16 protein-coding genes and 2 pseudogenes are annotated in these 20,611 nt (G+C 73.0%); 7 read left to right on the top strand and 11 right to left on the bottom strand.

What is annotated here, in order from left to right; all coding sequences use genetic code 11:
- The first annotated feature begins 103 nt into the window (after positions 1 to 103).
- Positions 104 to 1,534, top strand: a complete 1,431-nt coding sequence (locus ACIP4Y_RS33860) for an amino acid permease (RefSeq protein ID WP_401399736.1) — start codon at positions 104 to 106, stop codon at positions 1,532 to 1,534.
- Here the strand turns inward: ACIP4Y_RS33860 and ACIP4Y_RS33865 are convergent, their stop codons facing one another.
- Complete coding sequence (locus ACIP4Y_RS33865) at positions 1,535 to 2,683, bottom strand: CapA family protein (RefSeq protein WP_401399738.1); 1,149 nt, start codon at positions 2,681 to 2,683, stop codon at positions 1,535 to 1,537.
- 217 nt (positions 2,684 to 2,900) lie between these two features.
- On the opposite strand from ACIP4Y_RS33865, the gene ACIP4Y_RS33870 reads away from it, so the two are divergent.
- The 4 genes from ACIP4Y_RS33870 (at position 2,901) to ACIP4Y_RS33885 (ending at position 5,570) form a co-directional block, all read left to right on the top strand.
- Complete coding sequence (locus ACIP4Y_RS33870; RefSeq protein WP_358642821.1) at positions 2,901 to 3,449, top strand: sigma-70 family RNA polymerase sigma factor; 549 nt, start codon at positions 2,901 to 2,903, stop codon at positions 3,447 to 3,449.
- A gap of 141 nt (positions 3,450 to 3,590) precedes the next feature.
- Positions 3,591 to 4,106, top strand: a complete 516-nt coding sequence (locus ACIP4Y_RS33875) for a hypothetical protein (protein WP_361475430.1) — start codon at positions 3,591 to 3,593, stop codon at positions 4,104 to 4,106.
- Positions 4,107 to 4,257: 151 nt separating this feature from the next.
- A complete protein-coding gene (locus ACIP4Y_RS33880) occupies positions 4,258 to 4,914 on the top strand; it encodes a zf-HC2 domain-containing protein (protein WP_401399740.1) in 657 nt (218 codons plus the stop codon).
- 77 nt (positions 4,915 to 4,991) lie between these two features.
- Complete coding sequence (locus ACIP4Y_RS33885) at positions 4,992 to 5,570, top strand: hypothetical protein (protein ID WP_358642815.1); 579 nt, start codon at positions 4,992 to 4,994, stop codon at positions 5,568 to 5,570.
- A 6-nt stretch (positions 5,571 to 5,576) separates the two neighbouring features.
- Here ACIP4Y_RS33885 and ACIP4Y_RS33890 read toward each other — a convergent pair whose 3' ends face one another.
- From ACIP4Y_RS33890 to ACIP4Y_RS33900, 3 genes are all read right to left on the bottom strand, one after another.
- Complete coding sequence (locus tag ACIP4Y_RS33890; RefSeq protein WP_401399742.1) at positions 5,577 to 6,440, bottom strand: Fpg/Nei family DNA glycosylase; 864 nt, start codon at positions 6,438 to 6,440, stop codon at positions 5,577 to 5,579.
- A gap of 56 nt (positions 6,441 to 6,496) precedes the next feature.
- Positions 6,497 to 8,563 carry a SpoIIE family protein phosphatase gene (locus tag ACIP4Y_RS33895; RefSeq protein ID WP_401399744.1) on the bottom strand — a complete coding sequence of 689 codons (2,067 nt, stop codon included), beginning with the start codon at positions 8,561 to 8,563 and terminating at the stop codon, positions 6,497 to 6,499.
- Positions 8,564 to 8,625: 62 nt separating this feature from the next.
- Positions 8,626 to 9,732 (bottom strand): DUF6777 domain-containing protein, encoded by a 1,107-nt coding sequence (locus ACIP4Y_RS33900; protein ID WP_401399746.1) that lies wholly within the window; start codon positions 9,730 to 9,732, stop codon positions 8,626 to 8,628.
- A 126-nt stretch (positions 9,733 to 9,858) separates the two neighbouring features.
- Between ACIP4Y_RS33900 and ACIP4Y_RS33905 the strand changes: the two genes are divergently transcribed.
- The gene (locus ACIP4Y_RS33905) at positions 9,859 to 11,280 is read left to right on the top strand and encodes a lipase maturation factor family protein (protein ID WP_401399748.1); all 1,422 of its coding nucleotides are present in this window, start codon (positions 9,859 to 9,861) and stop codon (positions 11,278 to 11,280) included.
- Here the strand turns inward: ACIP4Y_RS33905 and ACIP4Y_RS33910 are convergent.
- A pseudogene (locus ACIP4Y_RS33910) lies at positions 11,268 to 11,729 on the bottom strand (amidohydrolase family protein); the annotation flags it as partial. The gene ACIP4Y_RS33905 and the pseudogene ACIP4Y_RS33910 overlap by 13 nt on opposite strands.
- Here ACIP4Y_RS33910 and ACIP4Y_RS33915 point away from each other — a divergent pair.
- Positions 11,681 to 11,884, top strand: a pseudogene (locus tag ACIP4Y_RS33915) (FCD domain-containing protein); the annotation flags it as partial. The pseudogenes ACIP4Y_RS33910 and ACIP4Y_RS33915 sit on opposite strands and share 49 nt — an antisense overlap.
- Positions 11,885 to 11,896: 12 nt before the next feature.
- Here the strand turns inward: ACIP4Y_RS33915 and ACIP4Y_RS33920 are convergent.
- From ACIP4Y_RS33920 to ACIP4Y_RS33945, 6 genes are all read right to left on the bottom strand, one after another.
- Complete coding sequence (locus ACIP4Y_RS33920; protein ID WP_401399750.1) at positions 11,897 to 12,364, bottom strand: DUF4231 domain-containing protein; 468 nt, start codon at positions 12,362 to 12,364, stop codon at positions 11,897 to 11,899.
- An 89-nt stretch (positions 12,365 to 12,453) separates the two neighbouring features.
- A complete protein-coding gene (locus tag ACIP4Y_RS33925) occupies positions 12,454 to 15,474 on the bottom strand; it encodes an alpha-mannosidase (protein WP_401399751.1) in 3,021 nt (1,006 codons plus the stop codon).
- Between the two features lie 28 nt (positions 15,475 to 15,502).
- Positions 15,503 to 17,536 (bottom strand): endo-beta-N-acetylglucosaminidase, encoded by a 2,034-nt coding sequence (locus ACIP4Y_RS33930; RefSeq protein WP_401399753.1) that lies wholly within the window; start codon positions 17,534 to 17,536, stop codon positions 15,503 to 15,505.
- On the bottom strand, positions 17,533 to 18,789 hold the full coding sequence (locus tag ACIP4Y_RS33935; RefSeq protein WP_401399755.1) for a glycosyl hydrolase: 1,257 nt from the start codon (positions 18,787 to 18,789) through the stop codon (positions 17,533 to 17,535). Before ACIP4Y_RS33935 ends, ACIP4Y_RS33930 begins: the two co-directional genes overlap by 4 nt.
- A 26-nt stretch (positions 18,790 to 18,815) precedes the next feature.
- Positions 18,816 to 19,721, bottom strand: a complete 906-nt coding sequence (locus ACIP4Y_RS33940) for a carbohydrate ABC transporter permease (protein WP_401399757.1) — start codon at positions 19,719 to 19,721, stop codon at positions 18,816 to 18,818.
- On the bottom strand, positions 19,718 to 20,605 hold the full coding sequence (locus ACIP4Y_RS33945; RefSeq protein WP_401399759.1) for a carbohydrate ABC transporter permease: 888 nt from the start codon (positions 20,603 to 20,605) through the stop codon (positions 19,718 to 19,720). The genes ACIP4Y_RS33940 and ACIP4Y_RS33945 overlap by 4 nt, the downstream gene beginning before the upstream one ends.
- Positions 20,606 to 20,611 lie beyond the last annotated feature (6 nt).

Below are 20,611 nucleotides of genomic sequence, written 5' to 3' on the forward strand. Positions count from 1 at the left end.
GGGCCCCCGGTCGGCCGCCGTGCGTGGCGTCTTCCCTGGGGGTCCGTGCTGAGCCATCATGATCGGCCGTCAGCCGTTTGCCGTCGGCGAAGAGGTGAGGCGTATGGCCAAGCTCCGTGCGGGTGAGGGGATTCTCCGCCGCAAACCCATCGAGCACATCGAGGAGACCGAGGTCGGCGAGGGCACCCGGCTGGACAAGTCGCTGGGGCTCTGGCAGCTGACCGCCATCGGCGTCGGCGGCATCATCGGCGCGGGCATCTTCACGCTGGCCGGCACGGTGGCGAACGGCACGGCGGGACCCGCGGTACTGGTGTCCTTCCTGATCGCCGGTGTCGCGAGCGCCTGCGCGGCGCTGTCGTACGCCGAGTTCGCCGGGATGATCCCGAAGGCGGGCTCGGCCTACACCTACGGGTACGCGGTGCTCGGCGAGTTCGCGGGCTGGTTCATCGGCTGGGACCTGCTGCTGGAGTACACCGCGATCGTGGCCGTGGTGGCCATCGGCATCTCCGGCTACTTCGGCTTCCTGGTCGAGGCGATGGGCGCGCATCTGCCCGCCTGGATGCTGGGGGCGCCCGGCACCGGCGCCGGGCACCGGGTCGACCTGTTCGCGGTCGTGCTGTGCCTGCTGATCGCGTGGCTGCTGACCCAGGGGATCCGCAGCGCGGCCCGCTTCGAGACGTTCGTGGTCGCGCTGAAGGTGCTGGTGGTGCTGCTGGTGATCGGCGTGGGCGTGTTCCACATCACTTCGGCCAACTACACCCCGTTCTTCCCGTTCGGCATCGGCGGGGCGTTCACGGGCGCGGCGACGGTGTTCTTCGCGGTGTTCGGCTACGACGCGATGTCGACGGCGGCCGAGGAGTCGAAGGACGCCCAGCGGCACATGCCGAAGGCGATCATCTACTCGCTGGTGATCTCCATGGTGCTGTACGTGGCGGCCTGCCTGGTGCTGACCGGCATGCAGAACTACAAGGACATCGACAAGGAGAGCGGCTTCTCGACGGCGTTCAAGTCGGTGGGCCTGGGCGCGCTGGCGGACGTGATCGCGGTCGGCGCGATCATCGGCATCCTCACGGTGATGTTCACGTTCATGCTGGGCGTGACCCGGGTGTGGTTCTCGATGTCCCGGGACGGGCTGCTGCCCCGGTGGTTCGCCAAGACGCACCCGACGCGGCACGTGCCGACCCGCGTGACCTGGATCGTGGGGGCGGCCTCGGCCGCCATCGCCGGGTTCGTGCCGATCGGCGAGGCGGCCGAGCTGACCAACATCGGCATCCTGCTGGCGTTCGTGGTGGTGTGCACGGCGGTGATCGTGCTGCGCTACCGGCAGCCGGAGCTGCCGCGCTCCTTCCGGACGCCGGGGATGCCGGTGGTGCCCGCGCTGGGTGTCGTCTTCTCCATCTGGCTGATCACGTTCCTGCAGTGGCAGACGTGGCTGCGGTTCGCGGTGTGGTTCCTGATCGGCTGCGCGATCTACTTCGGCTACTCCTACCGGCGCTCGGCGCTGGCCGGCCGGCAGCGCGCCGAGCAGGGCTGATCACTCCGCCATGACCAGGCCGTCCTGGGCGGCCCCCCGGCTGAGCACGACGTCCTTGATGCGGTCGCGCACCGCCTCCAGCTCGGCGCCCTGGGCGATGGCGTGGTTGAGGTCGAGGACGCGGCCGGCGTCGAGGTCGTACAACTGCGGGACGAACTCGGCCTTGGTGACCCGCCAGGCCTCGCCCGGCCGGGCCGGCGGGGCGAAGGTGAAGCGGCCGAGGGTGGACTCGTTGCCGCGCGGGTCCTGGGCGCCGTCGCCGTTGTACATCTCGCCGGCGATCTGGTCGCCCATCCCGTAGACCACCCAGGTGCCGTTGACCTTCTCGTACGCCTGCGGGACGTGGGCGTGGGTGCCGAGGATGAGGTCGATGTCCGGGTGGCCGTCGGTGGCCGAGGCGGTGAGCCGCTGGGCGACGGAGAGCTGGAGCCGGTCGGGCTCGTCCTGCCACTCGGTGCCCCAGTGCACGGAGAGCACGACCACGTCGGCGCCGCCCCGCCGGGCCGCGCGGGCGTCGGCGATCATCCGGTCGGCGTCGATCAGGTTGACCGCCCAGGGCTGTCCGGGGGGCATCGCGTTGCCGTTGGTGCCGAAGGTGTACGACAGATGGGCGACCTTGGCCGAGCCCGCCCGCAGGATGGTGACCGAGCGGGCCTCGGCCTCGCTGCGGGCGGTCCCGGAGTGCCGGAGACCGGCCTTGTCCATGGCGTCGAGGGTCCGCCGGATGCCGGCGGCGCCGTCGTCCAGGGCGTGGTTGGAGGCGGTGGAGCAGCCGTCGTAGCCGGTCGCGGCGAGGCCCGCGGCGATCTGCGGCGGGGACTTGAAGACGGGGTAGCCGGCGTAGTCGCCGTCGGCGCCGTAGACGGTCTCCATGTGACACAGCGCCAGGTCGGCGCCGGAGACGACCGGTGCGACGCCGGACAGCATGGGGCGGAAGTCGTGGCCGTTGCCGCCCGCGTCGTAGGCGGCCCGTTCGATGACGGAGGTGTGCGGCAGGACGTCCCCGGAGGCGACTAGGGTGAAGCCGCCGGGCGCGGCGGGCGCCGAGCGTCCCTGGGCGCCGGTCTCCCGGTGCTGGTTCTGGCAGGCCGCCCCGGCCGCGAGGACGGCGGTCAGGGCCAGAGCCACCTGCTGTCTGCGTCCGATCATCAACTCACCCCAAGATTGTCGTATATACAGACGAAGCCGTGACGGGCATATGGGTATGAATCTGATGTGCCGGATAAACAGCCCGGGTGGTGTCATTAGCCCGTCCGGTGTCCCGGAGTACCGCTCGTCCGACCGTTCGCCGACGCGATCGACCGTCCGTCGCACAACCGGGCCCGCCCCCTGTCCGCCGGGCCGCCCCCTGCGCTGCGATACGGCCATGACGGCCGGAACCTCACTCACCCACGGGACGACGACCGCCGAGCACGAGCTGGCCGCGCTCCAGCGCGAGCACGGCGGCCCTCTGTTCGCCCTGCTGTTCAGGCTCTGCGACGGGGACCGGCAGCGCGCCGAGGACCTCGTGCAGGAGACCCTGGTGCGCGCCTGGCAGCATCCCGAGGCGCTGCACGCCGAGGACTTCGACTCGGTACGGCCCTGGCTGCTCACGGTGGCCCGGCGACTCGCCATCGACGCCCGGCGGGCCCGGCAGGCACGGCCGCCCGAGATCGGCGACGAGGTCCCCGAGAACGCGCGGGTGACCGCCGACCACGCCGAGCGGGCCGCGGCGATGCTGGACGTCCGGGAGGCTGTGAAGACACTCACGCCCGAGCACCGTGACGTCCTGGTACTCGTGTACTTCCTCGGGGCCAGTGTGGCGGAAGCGGCGCAGACCCTGGGGATCCCACCCGGTACGGTGAAATCCCGCGCGTACTACGCGCTGCGCGCCCTGCGCCGGGTCCTTCCCGGTTACACAGCCGACCTGCGGTGAAACCGGAAGCCTGGTCAAACCTCGGTAAAGCGCCTTGCTGCGGCCCCCGTTCGGGCAATGGGCTGTCCTCATCCGCGTTCCGGTCGGGGGCGGCCCCGGGTTTCGGGTGACGCGCACGTACCGGAGGAAGGGCAGGAAGGGATGCTGCACAGAGGGCACGAGAGTACGGACGGCACCGACGGCGGTGAACTTGCCGTACCCATGGCCTGGTTGTACGCCGAGTACATCGCCGACGAGCTGCTGCGCACCGGTGATCTGATGCCACCGACGTCCTTCGAGTTCCGGGCCGGCCGGGACGCGCTGGCGCTGACCGTCTTCCTGTCCGACACCGACGGGGAGCTGTCCGGCATCCGGGTGATCTCCCAGCTGGAGAACTGGCTGTCGCTGACCGCCTACGACCAGCCGTGGCGGGACTGGGTGCGGGCGCGCATGGCCGAGCTGACGGAGCGGGCGGCCGGCTCGGACGCCCCCGACCCCGACCTGGCGCTGGCGGCCGACGCCTGGCGGTGGCTGGAGGAGACCGAGCTGCTGGCGCCGGACCTGGACGCGGTGCCGGGCGGCGGCGGGGTGTTCGGGGAGGACGACGGGCCGAAGGTGTGGACACCGGCCTGGCGGCTCGGACTGCCCCTCGGGCACCTCGCGATCCACCTCTTCTGAACCTTCCGGAATTCACACCAATCCGCGGGCCGGGCCGCTCCGAATCTCTTGTCCGCGATTCTGCGCGCGGCTTGAGTGATTCGGCGGTCGGCTGCGTACGGGTGGGAGCAAGGAGTAACCCTTCCCCCACCCTTCGGCACGAGGATTCGGCATGAGGTCCCTGGAAAGGCATCGCGACGTCGGCGCGTACGCGCTCGGCGTGCTGGACGAGGCGGAGGCCTTCCGCTTCGAGGACCACCTCATGGAGTGCCCTCGGTGCGCGGCACACGTGACCGAATTCGGGCCCGCGACCCGGCAGTTGATGCTGTACCGCCGGGCCACGCCGCGCTTCGTGCACCCCATGGCACAGCCCGGCCCCCGGCTGCTGGACCGGCTGCTCGGCGAGCTGGCCCACCGGCACCGGGCGCGACGCCGCAGGCTGCTGTACGGCCTGGCCGCCTCGGTGGTGCTGGCCGTGGCCGGCCAGGGGATCGTGGCCTTCGCCGGCCACACGGAGCCGGCCGCGTCCCAGGTCACGGCGGCGACCGACCCGCACACCGGGGTGTGGGCGCGGGTCACCTCCGCGGACCAGGACTGGGGCAGCGACCTGCGCCTCGAGGTCAGGGACGGCTCCGGGCCGCACACCTGCCGGCTGGTCGCGGTCGGCCGCGACGGCAGCGAGCAGGCGGTCGCCGGCTGGACCAACCCGGGCGACGGCACCCGGCCCACCACCGCGATGGGCGCGGCGGCGCTGCACCCGGATGACATTGCGCGCTACGAGGTCCGCACCGCGGAGGGAAAGCTGCTGGTCACGGTAGAGACACGGTAGCGGCACCGGACCTTGACCGGAGATTCATCTTAGGTGAGCCTTACCTGAGTTTGTTGTGAATCTTCCAGGAGCAGTCCGTGTCCGTACGCCCCGAACCCCCCGTGTCCCCCCAGGTGACCTCCGCGTCGCGGCTGGGGCTGTACGACACCTGGTGGACGGCCGGCGCTGCGGCGGCCGGTGTCTGTCTGAGCCTCGGGGCTTGTGCCTGGGTCTCCGTGCACCTGCGCGTGGACGCCACACTGCACACCGCCGCCCTCTTCGTCCACCTCGCCTCCCTGGTGCTGGGATTCGGTGCCGTGCTGGCCGCCGACTATCACGCCCTGCTCTGGCTGACCGGCCGCTGCTCCCTAAGGGACGCCCTGGACGGCACACACCGGCTGCACGTGCCGATCTGGGCCGGGCTCGCCGGACTGGTCGCCAGCGGAGTTCTGCTCCACCCCGACCTCGGCGCCCCCCTCACCCGTGTCAAGCTCGCCCTGGTGCTCGGGCTCGCCCTCAACGGCCTGCAGGCCGGACGGCTTGACCGGCGCATGCGCGCCCGACAGGACGGCTCCGTGGCGCCGCGCCTGCTGGTCCGGTGCGCCGGCACCGCGGTGGTGTCCCAGGTGTGCTGGTGGGGAGCGGTCGTCATCGGCTTCCGCAACAGTCAGCGCTGAGCGGGTTCACTTCAGCAGGCGGGACAGCCGGCGGTCGGCCAGCGGCTTGCCGCCCGTCTGGCAGGTGGGGCAGTACTGGAGCGAGGAGTCGCTGAAGGAGACCTCGCGGATGGTGTCGCCGCACACCGGGCAGGGCTCGCCGGTACGGCCGTGGACGCGCAGGCCGCTCTTCTTCTCCGACTTCAGCCGGCCGGCCGCCACACCCCTGGAGCGCTCGACCGCCTCGGTGAGCGTGTCGCGCAGCGCCGTGTACAGCCGGTGGGTCTCCTGCGGGGTGAGGGACGCGGCGAGCTTGAACGGGGACATCTTCGCGGCGTGCAGGATCTCGTCGCTGTAGGCGTTGCCGACGCCCGCGATCAGCGACTGGTCGCGCAGGGCGCCCTTCAGCTGCCGCCGTTCGTCCCGGAGCAGGGCGGCGAAGCGGTCCTCGTCGAAGTCGGCGGCGAGCGGGTCCGGGCCGAGGCGGGCGATGCCCGGGACCTCACGCGGGTCGCGGACGACGTACACGGCGAGCCGCTTCTGGGTGCCGGCCTCGGTCAGGTCGAAGCCCTCGCCGGTCTCCAGTGCCACGCGCAGCGCCAGCGGGCCCTTGCCGGGCTTCGGCGGGCCGTCGGGCAGCCGGTCCTTCCAGTGCAGCCAGCCCGCGCGGGCCAGATGGACCACCAGGTGCAGCCCGGCGTCCGTCTCCATGTCCAGGAACTTGCCGTGCCGGCGCACGGCGGTCACCGCGCCGCCCTCGACGGCGGTGACCGGGGGGTCGTACGTCTTCAGGACGCTGACGGCGACCGGCAGCACCCGCACCACCAGGCGGCCGACCAGGTGCTCGGTGAGGAAGTCCGTCAGCGCTTCTACCTCGGGCAGTTCCGGCATACGTCCAGAGTGCCATCCGGCACCGACAACGCCCTGTCCTCCGCCCGGCCGGCGCCTCACGGCAGCCGGAACTCGCACCACACCGCCTTGCCGCCGCCCCGCGCCTCCACGCCCCAGCCGTCGGCGAGCCGGTCCACGAGGAGCAGACCGCGGCCGGACACCCCGCTCTCCCCGGCGTCCCGGCGCCGGGGCAGCGCGCTGGAGGAGTCCTCGACCTCGATGCGCAGCCGGCGGCCGCCGCCGGACAGGGCCCGCAGGGTGACGATCGCGGAGCCCTCGGTGTGCATCAGCGCGTTGGTGATCAGCTCGTCGGCGGCCAGCTCGATCTCGTAGGCGCGGTCGCGGGCGCCCCACGCGCGGACCGCGGCGCGGATCATGTGCCGGGCCTGCGTGAGGGCCTCCGGGTCGCCGGGCGCCACATGCCGGCGGAGCCGGCCGCCGGCGGGCGCGGTCTCGGGGGCGTGGCGACGCAGCAGGAGCAGGGCCACGTCGTCGTCGCCGCCCTGTTCCTCGGACAGCTGGATCAGCCGGTCGGCGAGGCCGTCCACCTCCTCCGGGCCCTCCGCGACGAGTGCGGCGAGGCCGCGCATGCCGTCGTCGAGATCGGTGCCGGGCTGTTCGACGAGCCCGTCGGTGCACAGCAGCAGGGTGTGCCCGGGATCGAGTTCGAGGGTGGCGACCGGGTACTCCAGCCGGCCGAACTCGGCGGACAGGCCGAGCGGCAGTCCGCCCTCGACGGTGATCCGGGCGCAGCTGCCGTCGCCGTGCCGGACGAGCGGGTCGATGTGCCCGGCGCGGACCACCTGGACGACCCCGGTGGACAGGTCGGCCTCGGCGTACAGGCAGGTGGCGAACCGGTCGGTGTCGAGTTCGTGGAGGAAGACGGAGGCGCGGGCCATCACGGTGGCCGGGGTGTGGCCCTCGGCGGCGTAGGCGCGCAGCACGATCCGCAGCTGGCCCATGACGGCCGCCGCGTGCGTGTCGTGGCCCTGGACGTCGCCGATCACCGCGCCGACCCGGCCGCCGGGCAGCGGGATCAGGTCGTACCAGTCACCTCCGATGTCCCGGCCCAGGGCTGCCGAGCGGTAGCGGACCGCGATGTCGGCGCCGCGGACACTGGGGATGGTGCGGGGCAGCATGGCCTGCTGGAGCCCTTGGGCGAGGTCCTTCTCCTGTTCGTAGAGCATGGCCCGCATGAGGCTCTGCGCGATGCTGCTGCCCAGGGCGACCAGGACGGCGCGTTCCTCGGCGGAGAAGCCGCGCCGGTCGTCGTAGAGCAGCCCCATCGCGCCGATCGGGCGGGCCTGGGCGATCAGCGGCAGATAGGCGGCCGACGTAATGTGCAGGTCGGTCAGGTGCGGCCACAGGATCGGGTAGCCGGCGGCGAACTCCTCCGGGGACTCGATGAACCGGGGGCTGAGGGTGCGGACGACCTCGCTCATCGGGTACGGCTCGTCGATCCGGGTGATGCGGGTGCCGGGGACGGAGGCGCCCGCGGGCCCCTCGGCCACCAGCCGGATCCGACCCGCCTCCACCAGGCCCATCACCAGGCTGGCGGCGCCCAGATGGCGGACGCCGTGGGTGTCCTTGAGGACGTCGATGACGTCCTGGACGCTGCGGGCGTGGGCGAGGGCGGCGGAGATGACCTGCACGACGCTGGTCTGCTGCCGGAAGGCCTCGTCCTGGGCGGCCCGCAGGCTGCGGGCGGCGCTGTCGGCGAGTTCCTGGGTGGCGTCGCGAACGATGCCGACGACCCGGCGCGGGCGGCCGGTCCCGTCGCGCCGGATGTAGCCCTGGGTGTGCGTCCAGCGCAGGCTGCCGTCGCGGCAGCGGATGCGGAAGTAGGTGCCGTAGTTCTCGCTGCCGTCCTTGATCGCGCGGGCGACCACCGCGTCCAGCCGGGCGGCCTCCGGTGGCGGCACCCGTACGGCGAGGGTTTCCGGGCGCTCGTCGTACTCGTCGGGCCGCAGGTCGAACACCTCGAAGGCCTGGGCGTCCATGTGGAAGAGACCGGCGTCCAGGTCCCAGTCGAAACTGCCCATGCGGTTGAGCGCGAGGATCGGGTCCGGGTGTGCGGGCCCGTCCTCCGGGAGTGACAGGGCGCTCGCTCCCCGATCGGCCATGGGGCCCAGACTGCCAGTATCCGGCCGATTCTTCGACTTGATCGGCACGCCTGACCGGGGACTCAGGCGACGGGCCGGCCGGGCTCGGTGCCGGACGGGCCTGTCGGGCCGGGGGTGGCCGTGCCCGTGCCGCTCTCGCCGGAGGGGTCCGGAGAGGGGGCGAGGGAGAGGACGGGATCGGGGGCGGGGGGTGGCGGCTCCGTCGCGGTGGTCGCGGTGGTCGGGTCCGGGGAGCCGGTACGGCGGTCCGGTGCCGCGGGGCCGGACGGCGACGGCGGCAGTGCGCTGGGCTCCGGGGAGGCGGGCGGGCCGCTGGCGTCGGGGCTGGGCTGCCCGGTGACCGCCGCTCCGGCGTCCGCCGGATCGGGGTCGGCCGGGCTGGTGGCGGCCCCCGGGGGCGCGGGCACGACCCGGTCCCGGCGGACGTCGGGGCCGACCCGGCGCTCGATCCAGGTGCGGGTCGCGGTGTCGACGATCGTGAGGCTGCTGACGGGGCGGGACGCCGGGGCCACCACGATCACCTGGTTCGGCCGGTAGCCGGCCCACGGGGTACCGCGGGCGCCGGCCCCGCCGCGGGTCGGCGCGGGCTCGTCGAGCGGGTTGCCGCAGGCGCAGCGCACCCGGGGCACGCCCCGGTTGTCGACGAGGACGGCGGTGCCGGCCTGGAGCACGGCCTGGTAGCGGGAGGCCTCGCGGGCGCGGTAGGCGTGGTTGGTGACGCGGGTGTCGGCGCCGAGGACGACCGGGGTCAGGCCGCGCAGATAGCCGGGGAGCGCCGCCCGGGTGACGCCGGCCACCCCGGCGAAGACGTCGGCCTTGGCCTCGTCCGCCGTCAGCCGGCGGATGTGCCGCTCGACGTCGCAGCCGGCGACGCGCGGGGAGCCCCGGTACAGGCCGGGTGTCGCGCCGGACAGGGTGCGTGCCGCGCGCAGGGGCGCCTCGACGTCGCCGCGCTGCACCCGGGCGGTGACCCGGGGCGACTCGGCCGGCCTCGGGACGCCGGTGTCCGTCGACTCGGTGAAGGGCCCGGGCCCCCGCTCGGTGGCCGCCTGCAGGAGGACCAGCTCCCCCGCCCTGGTCTGCTTGACGCCGGTGCCCGCGCAGCCCGCGGCCAGGAGCGTCACGAGGAACGCGCAGGCCGTGACGATGGTTCGGGTGGGTATCCGCACCGCACACTCCGCATCACTGTGGGTGATTACGCCCTATTGTTGGCATTGCCCAGCTTTGCCTGGCAACTCGGGGACCGTCGTGACGAGACAGGCGCCGGTGTCCCCGCACAGGAGGCGCGCACAGCCGTGGACTGGTTCACCGCACCCGACTACTGGCTGAGCCGGCTGGTCCTCCAGCGGGCTCTGGCCGCGTTGTACCTGGTCGCGTTCCTGACAGCGGCCCTGCAGTTCCGGGCCCTGCTGGGCGAGCGCGGGATGCTGCCGGTCCCCCGCTTCGTCGCCCGGGTGCGGTTCCGGCGCGCCCCCAGCCTGTTCCACCTGCACTACTCCGACCGCTTCTTCGCGGCCTGCGCCTGGACGGGCTGCGCGGTGGCGGCGGCCCTGCTGGCCGGGGCGGACTCCGCGCTGCCGCTATGGGCCGGGATCCTGCTGTGGCTGGTGCCGTGGGCGCTGTACCTGTCGATCGTCAACGTGGGCCAGACGTGGTACGCGTTCGGCTGGGAGTCACTGCTGCTGGAGACGGGGTTCCTGGCCGCGTTCCTCGGCAACGACGAGGTGGCGCCGCCGGTCGTCGTGCTGTTGCTGCTGCGCTGGATCCTCTTCCGGGTGGAGTTCGGCGCCGGGCTGATCAAGCTGCGCGGTGACGCCTGCTGGCGGAAGCTGACCTGCCTGGACTACCACCACGAGACCCAGCCGATGCCGGGCCCGCTCAGCTGGTTCTTCCACCATCTGCCGAAGCCGCTGCACCGGATGGAGGTGGCCGCCAACCACGTCACCCAGCTGGTCGTGCCGGTCCTGCTGTTCACCCCGCAGCCGATCGCCTCGGCCGCCGCCGCCCTGATGATCGTCACCCAGCTGTGGCTGGTGCTGTCCGGGAACTTCTCCTGGCTGAACTGGATCACCATCGTGCTGGCCCTGTCCGCGCTCCGGCTGCCGGCGACGGCGCCGCCCGTGCCGGCGGCGCCGCTGTGGTACGAGGTGCTGGTGCTGGCGGTCGCCGCGCTGCTGGTCTTCCTCAGCCACCGCCCGGTGGTGAACATGGTCTCCCGCCGCCAGGTGATGAACCGCTCCTTCGACCCGCTGCACCTGGTGAACACCTACGGCGCGTTCGGCAGCGTCAGCCGGGTGCGCTACGAGGTGGTGGTCGAGGGCACGCTGGACGACACCCCGCACCCGGACTCGGACTGGCGGGAGTACGCGTTCAAGGGCAAGCCCGGCGATCCCCGGCACTGGCCGCGCCAGTTCGCCCCCTACCATCTGCGCCTGGACTGGCTGATGTGGTTCGCGGCACTGTCGCCCGGCTACGCCGGGGAGTGGTTCGGCGGGCTGGTGGAACGCCTGCTGGAGAACGACCGGGACACGCTGAAGCTGCTGCGCCGCTCCCCGTTCCCGCCGGACACCCCGCCCCGCTATGTCCGGGCCCGGCTGTTCCGCTACCGGTACACGAGCTGGCGGGAGCTGCGGCAGACGGGGGCGTGCTGGGAGCGGACGTTCGTACGGGAGTACCTGCCGCCGACGCGGCTGGCGGAGGCGGCTCAGAGGTCGTAGACCCGGGCCGCCGTGCCCTCGAACAGCTCGTCGCGCTCCGCCTCGCCGAGCCCCGCGGTCAGCTCCCCGGTGAGCGCGTGGACTTCGGTGTACGACATGGCCGGCGTGCACACCGGCCAGTCCGAGCCGGCCATCAGCCGGCCGGGGCCGAAGGCGTCCAGGGCCGTGTCGGTGTACGGGCGCAGGTCCGCGGGGCTGCGGGCGCCCGGGGCTGCCTCGGTGACCAGGCCCGAGAGTTTGGCGACCGTGTTGGGCAGGGCCGCGAGGGCGCGCAGACCGGCGGCCCAGGGTGCGAGGTCCCCGGAGGCGATGGGCGGCTTGCCCAGGTGGTCGAGGACGAAGGTGAGCTGCGGCAGGGCCCGGGCCGCCGCGGCGCAGGCCGGGAGCTGGTGGGGCAGCGGCCATGAACGCCACCGACGACCCCGAGGAGATCCTCGCGCACGACCTCGTCTTCCACCGCGAGATCGCGTCCGCCGCCGGCAACGAGACCATGGCCGCCATCCACCGCGCCCTCGCCGCCCGCGACCCGGAGGCGGCACGCGCGGCGGCAGCGGCCCACGTGGGCGAGGCCGAGGAGTGGCTCAGGACGCAGCTGGGGCACTGACCAGCCCCTCGGTCAGGCTCCCACCGGGGGTGGAGGCGCCTCCGGGCGCCCGCTCTGCGTCTCGGACCAGGCGCGCAGTTCGTTCGCGCCGACCTCCTCGACCACCGCCTGCAGGGCCTGCCGGGCCGCCGCGTCGCGTTCGGTCTCCGGCAGGAGCAGGTAGCGGTCGAGTGCGCGGCGCAGCGACTCCCGCGCCTGCGCGGCCAGCACCCAGCGGGAGCCGGCGCCGTACAGCTGGCGCATGCCGGTGAAGAAGACGGCACCGCCCGCGATCAGCGCGGTCAGCCACGCGGGAGCATGCAGACCGGCGGCGACGACGGTCACCGAGGTCGTGAGGAGAGCGCCGAGTTCGGTGGCGTGGTGCAGCCGCCTGGCACGGTCGGAGGCCCGCGCGTAGAACGACAGGTCCCTTCGGGCGAGAGCCAGCAGGGGATCCGGCTCCGCGGCCCAGGAGTTGTCGGGCACCCTTCTTCGTCGCATCGGAACATCATCGTCGTCGTTCCCCTGCCGGGGAAAGCCCCGGTGGTGGGCAAGGGCGGCCGCGCGGGGCTCCCTTGCCCGCCGCGGGTTCACGCCCTGCGCAGCCTCAGGGTCACGAGTTCGAACGGGCGCAGCCGCACGGTGACGCGGTCACCGTCCAGCACCGGCGGCGCCCCCTCCTCCCACGGCCGCTCCAGCAGGTCCGTCGCCGTGACCTCCGCCACCTCGAAACCGGCCGTCAGCGTGGCCCGGGCCCGGCCGCCGTGGGCCTCGTGGAAGCGGACGACCACGTCTCCGGTGCCGTCGTCGGCGAGCTTCACCGCTGTCACCACCACCGCGTCGTCGTCGACCGTGACCAGCGGGGCTACCTCACGGGCGCCGGTCAGGCGGCGTTCGGGCAGGTTGACCCGCCAGCCCTCGCGGACCGCGTCGGCGATCGAGGCGCCGGGGAGCAGGGCGTGCCGGAAGCGGTGGACGCCCTGGTCGGTCTCGGGGTCGGGGAAGCGCGGGGCGCGCAGCAGGGACACCCGGACCGTCGTGGTCGTCCCGCGGTCGCCGTCGGTGCGGACCGTGCGGGTGACGTCGTGGCCGTACGTCGAGTCGTTGACGACCGCCACGCCCCAGCCGGGCTCCGCCAGGTGGACGAAGCGGTGGTTGCAGGCCTCGAACTTGGCCGACTCCCATGAGGTGTTGGTGTGGGTGGGGCGGAAGACGTGCCCGAACTGGGTTTCGGACGCGTACCGTTCGGCGTGCAGGTCGAGGGGGAAGGCCAGCTTCAGGAACTTCTCCGTCTCGTGCCAGTCGACCTCGGTGTCGATGAGCAGCCGACGCTCCCCGGGCGGCAGGGTCAGCAGCTGGGTGACCCGGGAGGAGCCGAAGGTCCGGACGACGCGCACCGAGGCGCCGTCCTCGCCGGCCGTGACCGACTCGGCGTCGGTGAGGTCGGTGACGGTGTTGCGGTAGAAGGAGTCGACGTCCCACGCGTCCCACATGTTCGGGAAGTCCGGGTGCAGCTGGAGGAGGCCCGCGGCCCGACCGGGGGCGACGGTCTCGCGGTCGGCGGCGGGGTCGTACGCGGAGACGACCAGGCCCCGGGCGTCGACCGTGATCCGCAGCAGGCCGTTGTCCAGCGCGAACCCGCCGTCCTCGCGCGGGGTGAGCCGCGTGCCACCCGTCACGGCGGGTGGGGCGGCACCACCCGCCGGGACGCCGTGGCCGGAGTGCGGGGCCGCGTTGAAGAGCAGCTCGGTGCCTCCCTCGCCGGCCAGGGCCCGCTGCGCCGCGCCGATGATCTCGTCCAGCTCGGCGGCGATCCGCTCGTACGTCGCCCGTGCCTCCCGGTGCACCCACGCGATCGAGGAGCCGGGCAGGATGTCGTGGAACTGGTGCAGCAGGACCGTCTTCCAGATGCGGTCCAACTCCTCGTACGGGTAAGGGAATCCGGTGCGTACGGCTGCCGTGGCCGCCCACAGCTCGGCCTCGCGCAGCAGGTGCTCGCTGCGCCGGTTGCCCTGCTTGGTCTTCGCCTGGCTGGTGAGGGTGGCGCGGTGCAGTTCCAGGTACAACTCGCCGACCCAGACGGGCGGTTCGGGGTACTCGGCCTCGGCCTTCTCGAAGAAGGCGCGCGGTGTCTCCCAGACCACGGCCGGGGAGCCCTCCAGGTCGCGCAGCCGGGCCGCCTTGGCGACCATCTCGCGGGTGGTGCCGCCGCCTCCGTCGCCCCAGCCGGTGGGCGCGAGGGAGTGCCGGGCCCGGCCCTTGTCCCTGAAGTTGCGGGCCGCGTGTGCGAGTTCGCTGCCCTTCATCGAGCAGTTGTAGGTGTCGACGGGCGGGAAGTGGGTGAAGATCCGGGTGCCGTCGATGCCCTCCCAGTGGAACGTGTGGTGCGGGAACCGGTTCGTCTGCGACCAGGAGATCTTCTGCGTCAGCAGCCACTTGGAGCCGGCCGCCTTGATGATCTGCGGCAGACCCGCGGCGAAGCCGAAGGTATCCGGCAGCCACGCCTCCTCGTTCTCGATGCCGAACTCGTCGAGGAAGAACCGCTTGCCGTGCACGAACTGCCGGGCCATCGCCTCCGAGCCGGGCATGTTGGTGTCCGACTCCACCCACATCCCGCCGGCCGGTACGAACCGGCCCTCCGCCACGGCCTTCTTCACCCGCGCCCACACCTCGGGCCGGTGCTCCTTCACCCAGGCCCACTGCTGCGCCTGGGACATGGCGAACACGAACTCCGGCTCGTCCTCGATGAGCGCGGTCATGTTGGACGTCGTACGGGCCACCTTGCGCACCGTCTCGCGCAGCGGCCACAGCCACGCCGAGTCGATGTGCGCGTGCCCGACCGCGCTGATCCGGTGCGCGGACGGCACGGCCGGGGCGGACAGCACACCGGCCAGCCGGGCCCGCGCCCGGTCCGCCGTGCCGTTCACGTCCTGGAGGTCGACGGCGTCCAGGGCGCATTCGACCGCGCGCAGGATGTCGTGCCGGCGGGCGGAGTCCACGGGCAGCTCGGCCATCAGCTCGCCCAGCACCTCCAGGTCCAGCACCAACTGCCACACGGTCTCGTCGAACACGGCGAGGTCCATGCGGGTGAGCGTGTACTGCGGCTCGCTGCCGGCGGTCTCCCTGTCGCCCAGCGGGGTGGGCCGGAAGGGGTGGTAGTCGAGGACGACCGGGTTGGAGGCGGCCTCGATGTGCAGGCGCACCTCCTCGCCGCCCGCGACGGGCGCGCCGATCCGCACCCACTGGTTGCGCGGGTTGAGGCCCTTCACCGGGGTGCCGTCGGGCCGGTAGACCAGGCCCTCGCACTGGAAGCCGGGCATGTTCTCGTCGAAGCCCAGGTCGAGCAGCGCCTCGACGGTCCTGCCGGCCCACGCCTCCGGCACGGTCCCGGTCACCCGGAACCAGCTGGTGCCCCACGGAGCACCCCACCGGGCGCCCACCTCGATCGGCTCGGGCTCGGCGGCGAGCCCCTCCGCGACCGGCACGGGCTCGCCGGGCGCGTGCCACACCGCGACCCGGAGCGGCACGGACTCGGGGTACACGGCAGGGCGGATACGTTCGTCGAGGACGCGCCTGAGGCGGGCTTCCACCAGAGTGCGGTCGTCATGCATGCGGGGTGCTCCCTGCGGGTTCCGGTGTTTACCAGGGGTGGGTGACGGTGACGGGGGCCGAGGCGTTGTAGAGCTCCCCCACCGCGCGCACTTCGAACCGTGCGGTCGCCTCGCCCTGCTCGGGCCGCTGGCCGGGGACGAACCAGGCGCGCTGGCCGGTGGCGCCGAGGAAGCGGCGGGTGCCGTCGGGGAGGAGGCGGTGCAGGGTGTAGTGGCGGACGGTGCCGGGGGCGGCGTTCCAGGCGAGCCGGAGGTCGCCGCCGTTCGCCGCGGTGACGCGGGCGCCGGAGGGAGCGGCGGGCGGCGGAGGCGTGCCGTCGGGGCGGACGGCGAGGCCGCCCAGCCGCCAGCGGACCGGGCCGTCCGCCGCGGTGAGGCGGACGCCGAGGGCGTGGACGGTGCCGGACAGGCCGGTGAGCGGCACGGTCACGGTCTGCCATCCGTTGACCGACCGCACTCGGCTCGCCCTGTCGACCGGGTTCACCGGCAGATACGTGTACGGCGGGGTCGCCCCCGGCGCGCCCGGTTCGGCCGTCGCCACCGCCAGCTCGGCGTTCACACTCCCAGCCTCGCTCCGGAAGGCCAGGTCGACAACCGTGTTCACACCCATCGGCAGCCGGGTCGCGTACAGGTCCACGACCGCTGGTTGATCCAGTTCACCGGCCACCAGCACGCTGCTCCCGCCCCGCCAGGCGTCGGCGAAGTCGAATCCGACCGCCGGCCGCTCCCCCGCCGTCCGCACCACCCACCGCCGCGACGGCAGCCGGTCCTGGAGCCCGAGATGGTTCCACGGCGCCGCCGAGACGACCGCCCCCGCCTCGTACCAGCGCAGTCCGTGCCCGGTGTTGAACACGGACGCGAACGGTACCGAGGTCACCGTCGACCGGTCCGTCACGGACACCGCCGGCGCCCGCCACGGATCGCTCGGGTCCGGCCGCGCGGGGTCCAGTGACCGGCCGGTCCAGAACCGGTCGTCGGCCGCGTGGAAGTCCTCGGGGGCGCGCCGGTCGGCGGGCAGGTGGTTGCGGGTCCACTCGGGCCGGTAGAGGCCGATCGAGGTGACGTGCGGTGTGCCGGCCGGCACGATCGCGTCCCAGTTCACATGGGTGCCGGACCCGTTGGACTCGACGTCGATGCCGGCCCACAGCTGGTAGCGGCTGCGCCCCAGCCGGTCCGCCTTCGTACCGGACGAGGCCAGCGTGGCCGCGCTCCACCGGAAGTCCACGAACATGTCGTCGGCGGCCTGGAAGAACGCCTGGTTCCGGCTGTTCAGGGCGCCCTGCCAGCCGACCGTGCCGTTCACGGTCAGGGCGTCGTACCAGGTCACCCGCTGCCCTCGGGTGGCCGCGAGGGCCTTCAGCTCCTGGACGAAGCCCAGCACGGCCGTGCCCAGCGCGGTGTTCCCGCCGCTGGTCTCGGCGTTCACGAACCAGCCGTCGAAGCCGTGGGCCGCCGCGACCGCGACGAGTTGCACGGCGAGCGGGTGGTGCCCGGCGGCGTCCTTCTGCACCAGGTCCCGGGTCCACTGCAACTGCCCGCCGTAGGTCACCGGCGGCAGGAAGATGTTCCCCAGGACGGGGACGCCGTGCCGGTGGGCCGCGTCCACGACGGGGGCGTTCGGCGCGAGGATCAGCCCTTCGCCGGCCGAGCCGCCCCAGAACACCAGCTCGTCGAGGTATGCCCAGTGGGTCAGGGCGTAGTAGTCGGCGGTGGCCGAGCCCTGGGAAGGGTTGCCCGAGGTCGGCCCGAAGGAGACGAGCGCCTGGACGCGGGCCTGGCCGGAGCGGGCGGTCAGGTTCGCCGGGGTCGGGGTGAAGCGGGGAGCGAGCGGCACGCTCGCGGCGTTGAAGGCGAGGTCGGGGTCGTCGGCCGCGCGCCAGTTCTTCAGGCTGCGCCAGGTGATGCCGGGGCCGGGGCTGCCGGCGGGCAGCGAGTCCGGGTACCAGTACGCGGCGTACGGCGGGGTCGCGGCGGGGGCGCGCGGGGCCGCCGCCGCGGGCAGAGCGGGGGACAGGGCGGCGGCGCCGGCGGCGATCAGGACGGTGCGTCTGGTGGGGTTCACGAGCGGGTGCCTCCTTGGGGGGTGGGGAGTACCTGGTCGGGAGTGACGACGTCGGTGATGCCGCGCGCGGCGAGGTGGTCCTTGTCGTCGGCGCGCGTGTCGAGGACGGTGGTGGGGCGGACCCCCTCGGCGACGAGCCGGAAGAAGGCGTCGAAGACGTCGCCGCCGGGTGCGCAGCGGGAGCGCCGGGCGGGTTCGGCGGGTACGACGAGGGCCGTGCCGCGCACCGCCGGGGTGCGGTGGGTCCGGCGGGCCGCTGCGGCCAGCACCCGGGCGATCTCCTTCGGCCGCCGGTCGTTGGTCAACAGGCCGAGCGAGTACTCGAGTTCGGGGAAGTCGGCGAGGGTGCGCGGGACGTCGTGGGAGCACCACCAGGTGACGCCCCACAGGTCCGGGCAGTCCAGGACGTGGGTGAGGGTCGCCTCGGCGAAGGCGGCGGCGTGTTCGGCGGGCACCAGGGGCGCGGGGGCGCCGACCTCCTGGAGCCACACCGGCCGGTGCGGTTCGTCCGCCCAGGCCTTGCTCAGCTCGACCAGGTAGGCGGCGTGGTGCTCGGCGGGCACCGAGGTACGGCCGTGCCGCTGGGCGGTGCCGTTGAAGACCCACGAGTGTACGGCGGTGAGGTCGCCGAGCCGGGCGGAGTGGCCGGGGGTGAAGGGCTGGTCGTCCTGGTACCAGGCGGCGTCGTAGGAGGCGTGCAGGTGGAGCCGGCCGGGGGCGCCCCCGGCGCAGGCGGCGAGCATCCGGGTGAGCCAGCGTTCGGCCTCCTCGGCGGTGATCCGGTCGGGGTCGGGGTGGGGGCCGGCGGCGAACTGGTTGACCTCGTTGCCGACGGTCATGCCGAGGAAGTTGGGGCGGTCGGCGAGGGCGGCGGCGAGGGTGCGCAGATAGGCGGCCTGGCCGTCGACGACCTCCGGGTCGGTGAAGAGGTTGCGGCGGTGCCAGGTGCGGGTCCAGGCGGGCAGGAAGTCGAAGCTGCTCAGGTGCCCCTGCAGGCCGTCCACGTTGACGTCGAGGCCGCGTTCGGCGGCGGCATCGGCAAGGGCCACGAGCTGGTCGACGGCGTGCGGGCGGATCAGGGTGCGGTTGGGCTGGAAGTACGGCCACAGCGGGAAGACGCGGATGTGGTCGAGGCCGAGGGCGGCGATGGCGTCGAGGTCGGCGCGTACGGAGTCGAGGTCGAAGTCGAGCCAGTGGTGGAACCACCCCTGGCTGGGCGTGTAGTTGACGCCGAAGCGCACGGCAGCAGGCATGCGGTGTCCTTGCACTCGGGGGAGGTTCAGCCCTTGACCGCGCCCTCGCCGACGCCGCGGAAGAAGTACCGCTGGAGGCAGGCGAACAGGGCGATGAGCGGTGCCACGGCGATCATGGTCCCGGCGGCGACGAGGCGCTCGTCGTTGGCGAAGGTGCCGTGCAGATAGTTCAGGCCGATGGTCAGGGTGAACCTGGACGGGTCGCTCAGCACGATCAGCGGCCACAGGAAGTCGTCCCAGGCGCCCATGAAGGCGAAGATCGCGACGACGGCGAGGGTGCCCTTCACCGACGGCAGGGCGACGCGCCGGAACCGCTGCCAGACGTCGGCGCCGTCGACGTAGGCCGCCTCTTCGATCTCGTAGGGCAGGTTGCGGAAGGCGTTGCGCATCAGCAGTACGTTCATCGCGCCGACGGCACCGGGCAGGACGACCCCGATCAGCGTGTTGTTCAGGCCGAGTTCGCGCATGGTGGTGAACTGGGCGATGACGATGCCCTCGACGGGCACGAGCATCGCCAGCACGAAGACCAGCGTGGTCGCGCGCCGGCCGCGGTAGCGCAGCCGGGCCAGGGCGTACCCGGCGAGTGCCGAGCCGACGCAGTTCGTCACCACGCTGGCGGTGGCGACCTTCAGGGAGTTCAGGGCGTAGTCCCAGACCGGGATGGTGTCGGCGACCCGGGCGTAGTTGTGCAGGGTGGGGTGGCCGGGCAGGAACCGGGGCGGGGAGCCGTAGATGTCCTCGGTGGGACCCTTGAGGGAGGTGGACAGCTGCCACAGGAACGGGCCGACGGTCAGGGCGAGGACGGCGAGGAGCAGCAGGTAGCGCCAGGTCAGCTCGCCGGCCCGGATCCGGCGGCCGTGCTCGTCGGTGACGCCCGGCTCCCGGGCCGCGGTGGCCGGCCGCTCGGGCCGTACCTTCTCCAGGACGCTCAACGCTCCTCCTTCCGGTCGGCGCGCAGCACGAGCAGCATCAGGACGACGGTGACGGCGAACACGACGACGGAGAGGGCGGAGGCGTAGCCGACCCGGCCGGTGAGTCCGGTGCCGGTGCGCTGGACGAGCATGACGAGGGTGGTGTCCTCGCCGGCCGGGCCGCCGCTCGGGCCGGCCATCAGGTAGACCTCGGAGAACACCTTGAAGGCGGCGACGGACGACAGCGCGGCGACCAGCACCATGGTGGAGCGGACGGCGGGTACGGTGACGGAGAAGAAGCGGCGCACCGGTCCGGCGCCGTCCACGGCGGCGGCCTCGTGCAGTTCGCGCGGCACGTTCGCCAGCGCGGCCAGGTAGATGATCATGTAGTAGCCGAGGCCCTTCCACACCGTGACCGCCATGGCGCTCAGCAGGAGCAGCCATTGGTCGCTCAGGAACCCGACCCGGCCGATGCCGACGGTCTCCAGCAGGGAGTTGACCAGTCCGCGCTCGTCCAGCAGCCACACCCAGATCAGTCCGACCACGACGATCGAGGCGACGACCGGGGTGTAGAAGGCGGAGCGGAAGAACGTGATGCCGGGGATGTTCCTCTGCACCAGCAGCGCGAGCAGCAGCGGCAGGACGACGAGGGCGGGTACAACCCCGACGATGTACAGGGTGCTGTTGCGCAGGCCGGTCCAGAACATGTCGTCGTGGAGCAGCTCGCGGAAGTTGGCGAGGCCCACGAAGTGGCCGGGGACCAGGGTGCGGCGGTCGGTGAAGGAGTTCGCCAGCGTGGAGGCGAACGGGTACAGCACGAAAACGCCGGTGACCAGCAGTCCGGGCGCGGCGAACAGCCAGGGGCTGAACGGCAGCTGGCGCCTGATGCGCAGGGGGGTGGCCATGGCGGG

Origin of the sequence: Streptomyces sp. NPDC088810, assembly GCF_044750305.1 — a bacterium.
GTDB lineage: Bacteria > Actinomycetota > Actinomycetes > Streptomycetales > Streptomycetaceae > Streptomyces.

What these genes read in the sequence shown, in the direction of transcription:
- ACIP4Y_RS33860 (WP_401399736.1), top strand. Translation starts at nt 104, where the DNA reads ATGGCCAAGCTCCGTGCGGGTGAGGGGATTCTCCGCCGCAAACCCATC.
- ACIP4Y_RS33865 (WP_401399738.1), bottom strand. Translation starts at nt 2,683, where the DNA reads ATGATCGGACGCAGACAGCAGGTGGCTCTGGCCCTGACCGCCGTCCTC.
- ACIP4Y_RS33870 (WP_358642821.1), top strand. Translation starts at nt 2,901, where the DNA reads ATGACGGCCGGAACCTCACTCACCCACGGGACGACGACCGCCGAGCAC.
- ACIP4Y_RS33875 (WP_361475430.1), top strand. Translation starts at nt 3,591, where the DNA reads ATGCTGCACAGAGGGCACGAGAGTACGGACGGCACCGACGGCGGTGAA.
- ACIP4Y_RS33880 (WP_401399740.1), top strand. Translation starts at nt 4,258, where the DNA reads ATGAGGTCCCTGGAAAGGCATCGCGACGTCGGCGCGTACGCGCTCGGC.
- ACIP4Y_RS33890 (WP_401399742.1), bottom strand. Translation starts at nt 6,440, where the DNA reads ATGCCGGAACTGCCCGAGGTAGAAGCGCTGACGGACTTCCTCACCGAG.
- ACIP4Y_RS33895 (WP_401399744.1), bottom strand. Translation starts at nt 8,563, where the DNA reads ATGGCCGATCGGGGAGCGAGCGCCCTGTCACTCCCGGAGGACGGGCCC.
- ACIP4Y_RS33920 (WP_401399750.1), bottom strand. Translation starts at nt 12,364, where the DNA reads ATGCGACGAAGAAGGGTGCCCGACAACTCCTGGGCCGCGGAGCCGGAT.
- ACIP4Y_RS33925 (WP_401399751.1), bottom strand. Translation starts at nt 15,474, where the DNA reads ATGCATGACGACCGCACTCTGGTGGAAGCCCGCCTCAGGCGCGTCCTC.
- ACIP4Y_RS33935 (WP_401399755.1), bottom strand. Translation starts at nt 18,789, where the DNA reads ATGCCTGCTGCCGTGCGCTTCGGCGTCAACTACACGCCCAGCCAGGGG.
- ACIP4Y_RS33945 (WP_401399759.1), bottom strand. Translation starts at nt 20,605, where the DNA reads ATGGCCACCCCCCTGCGCATCAGGCGCCAGCTGCCGTTCAGCCCCTGG.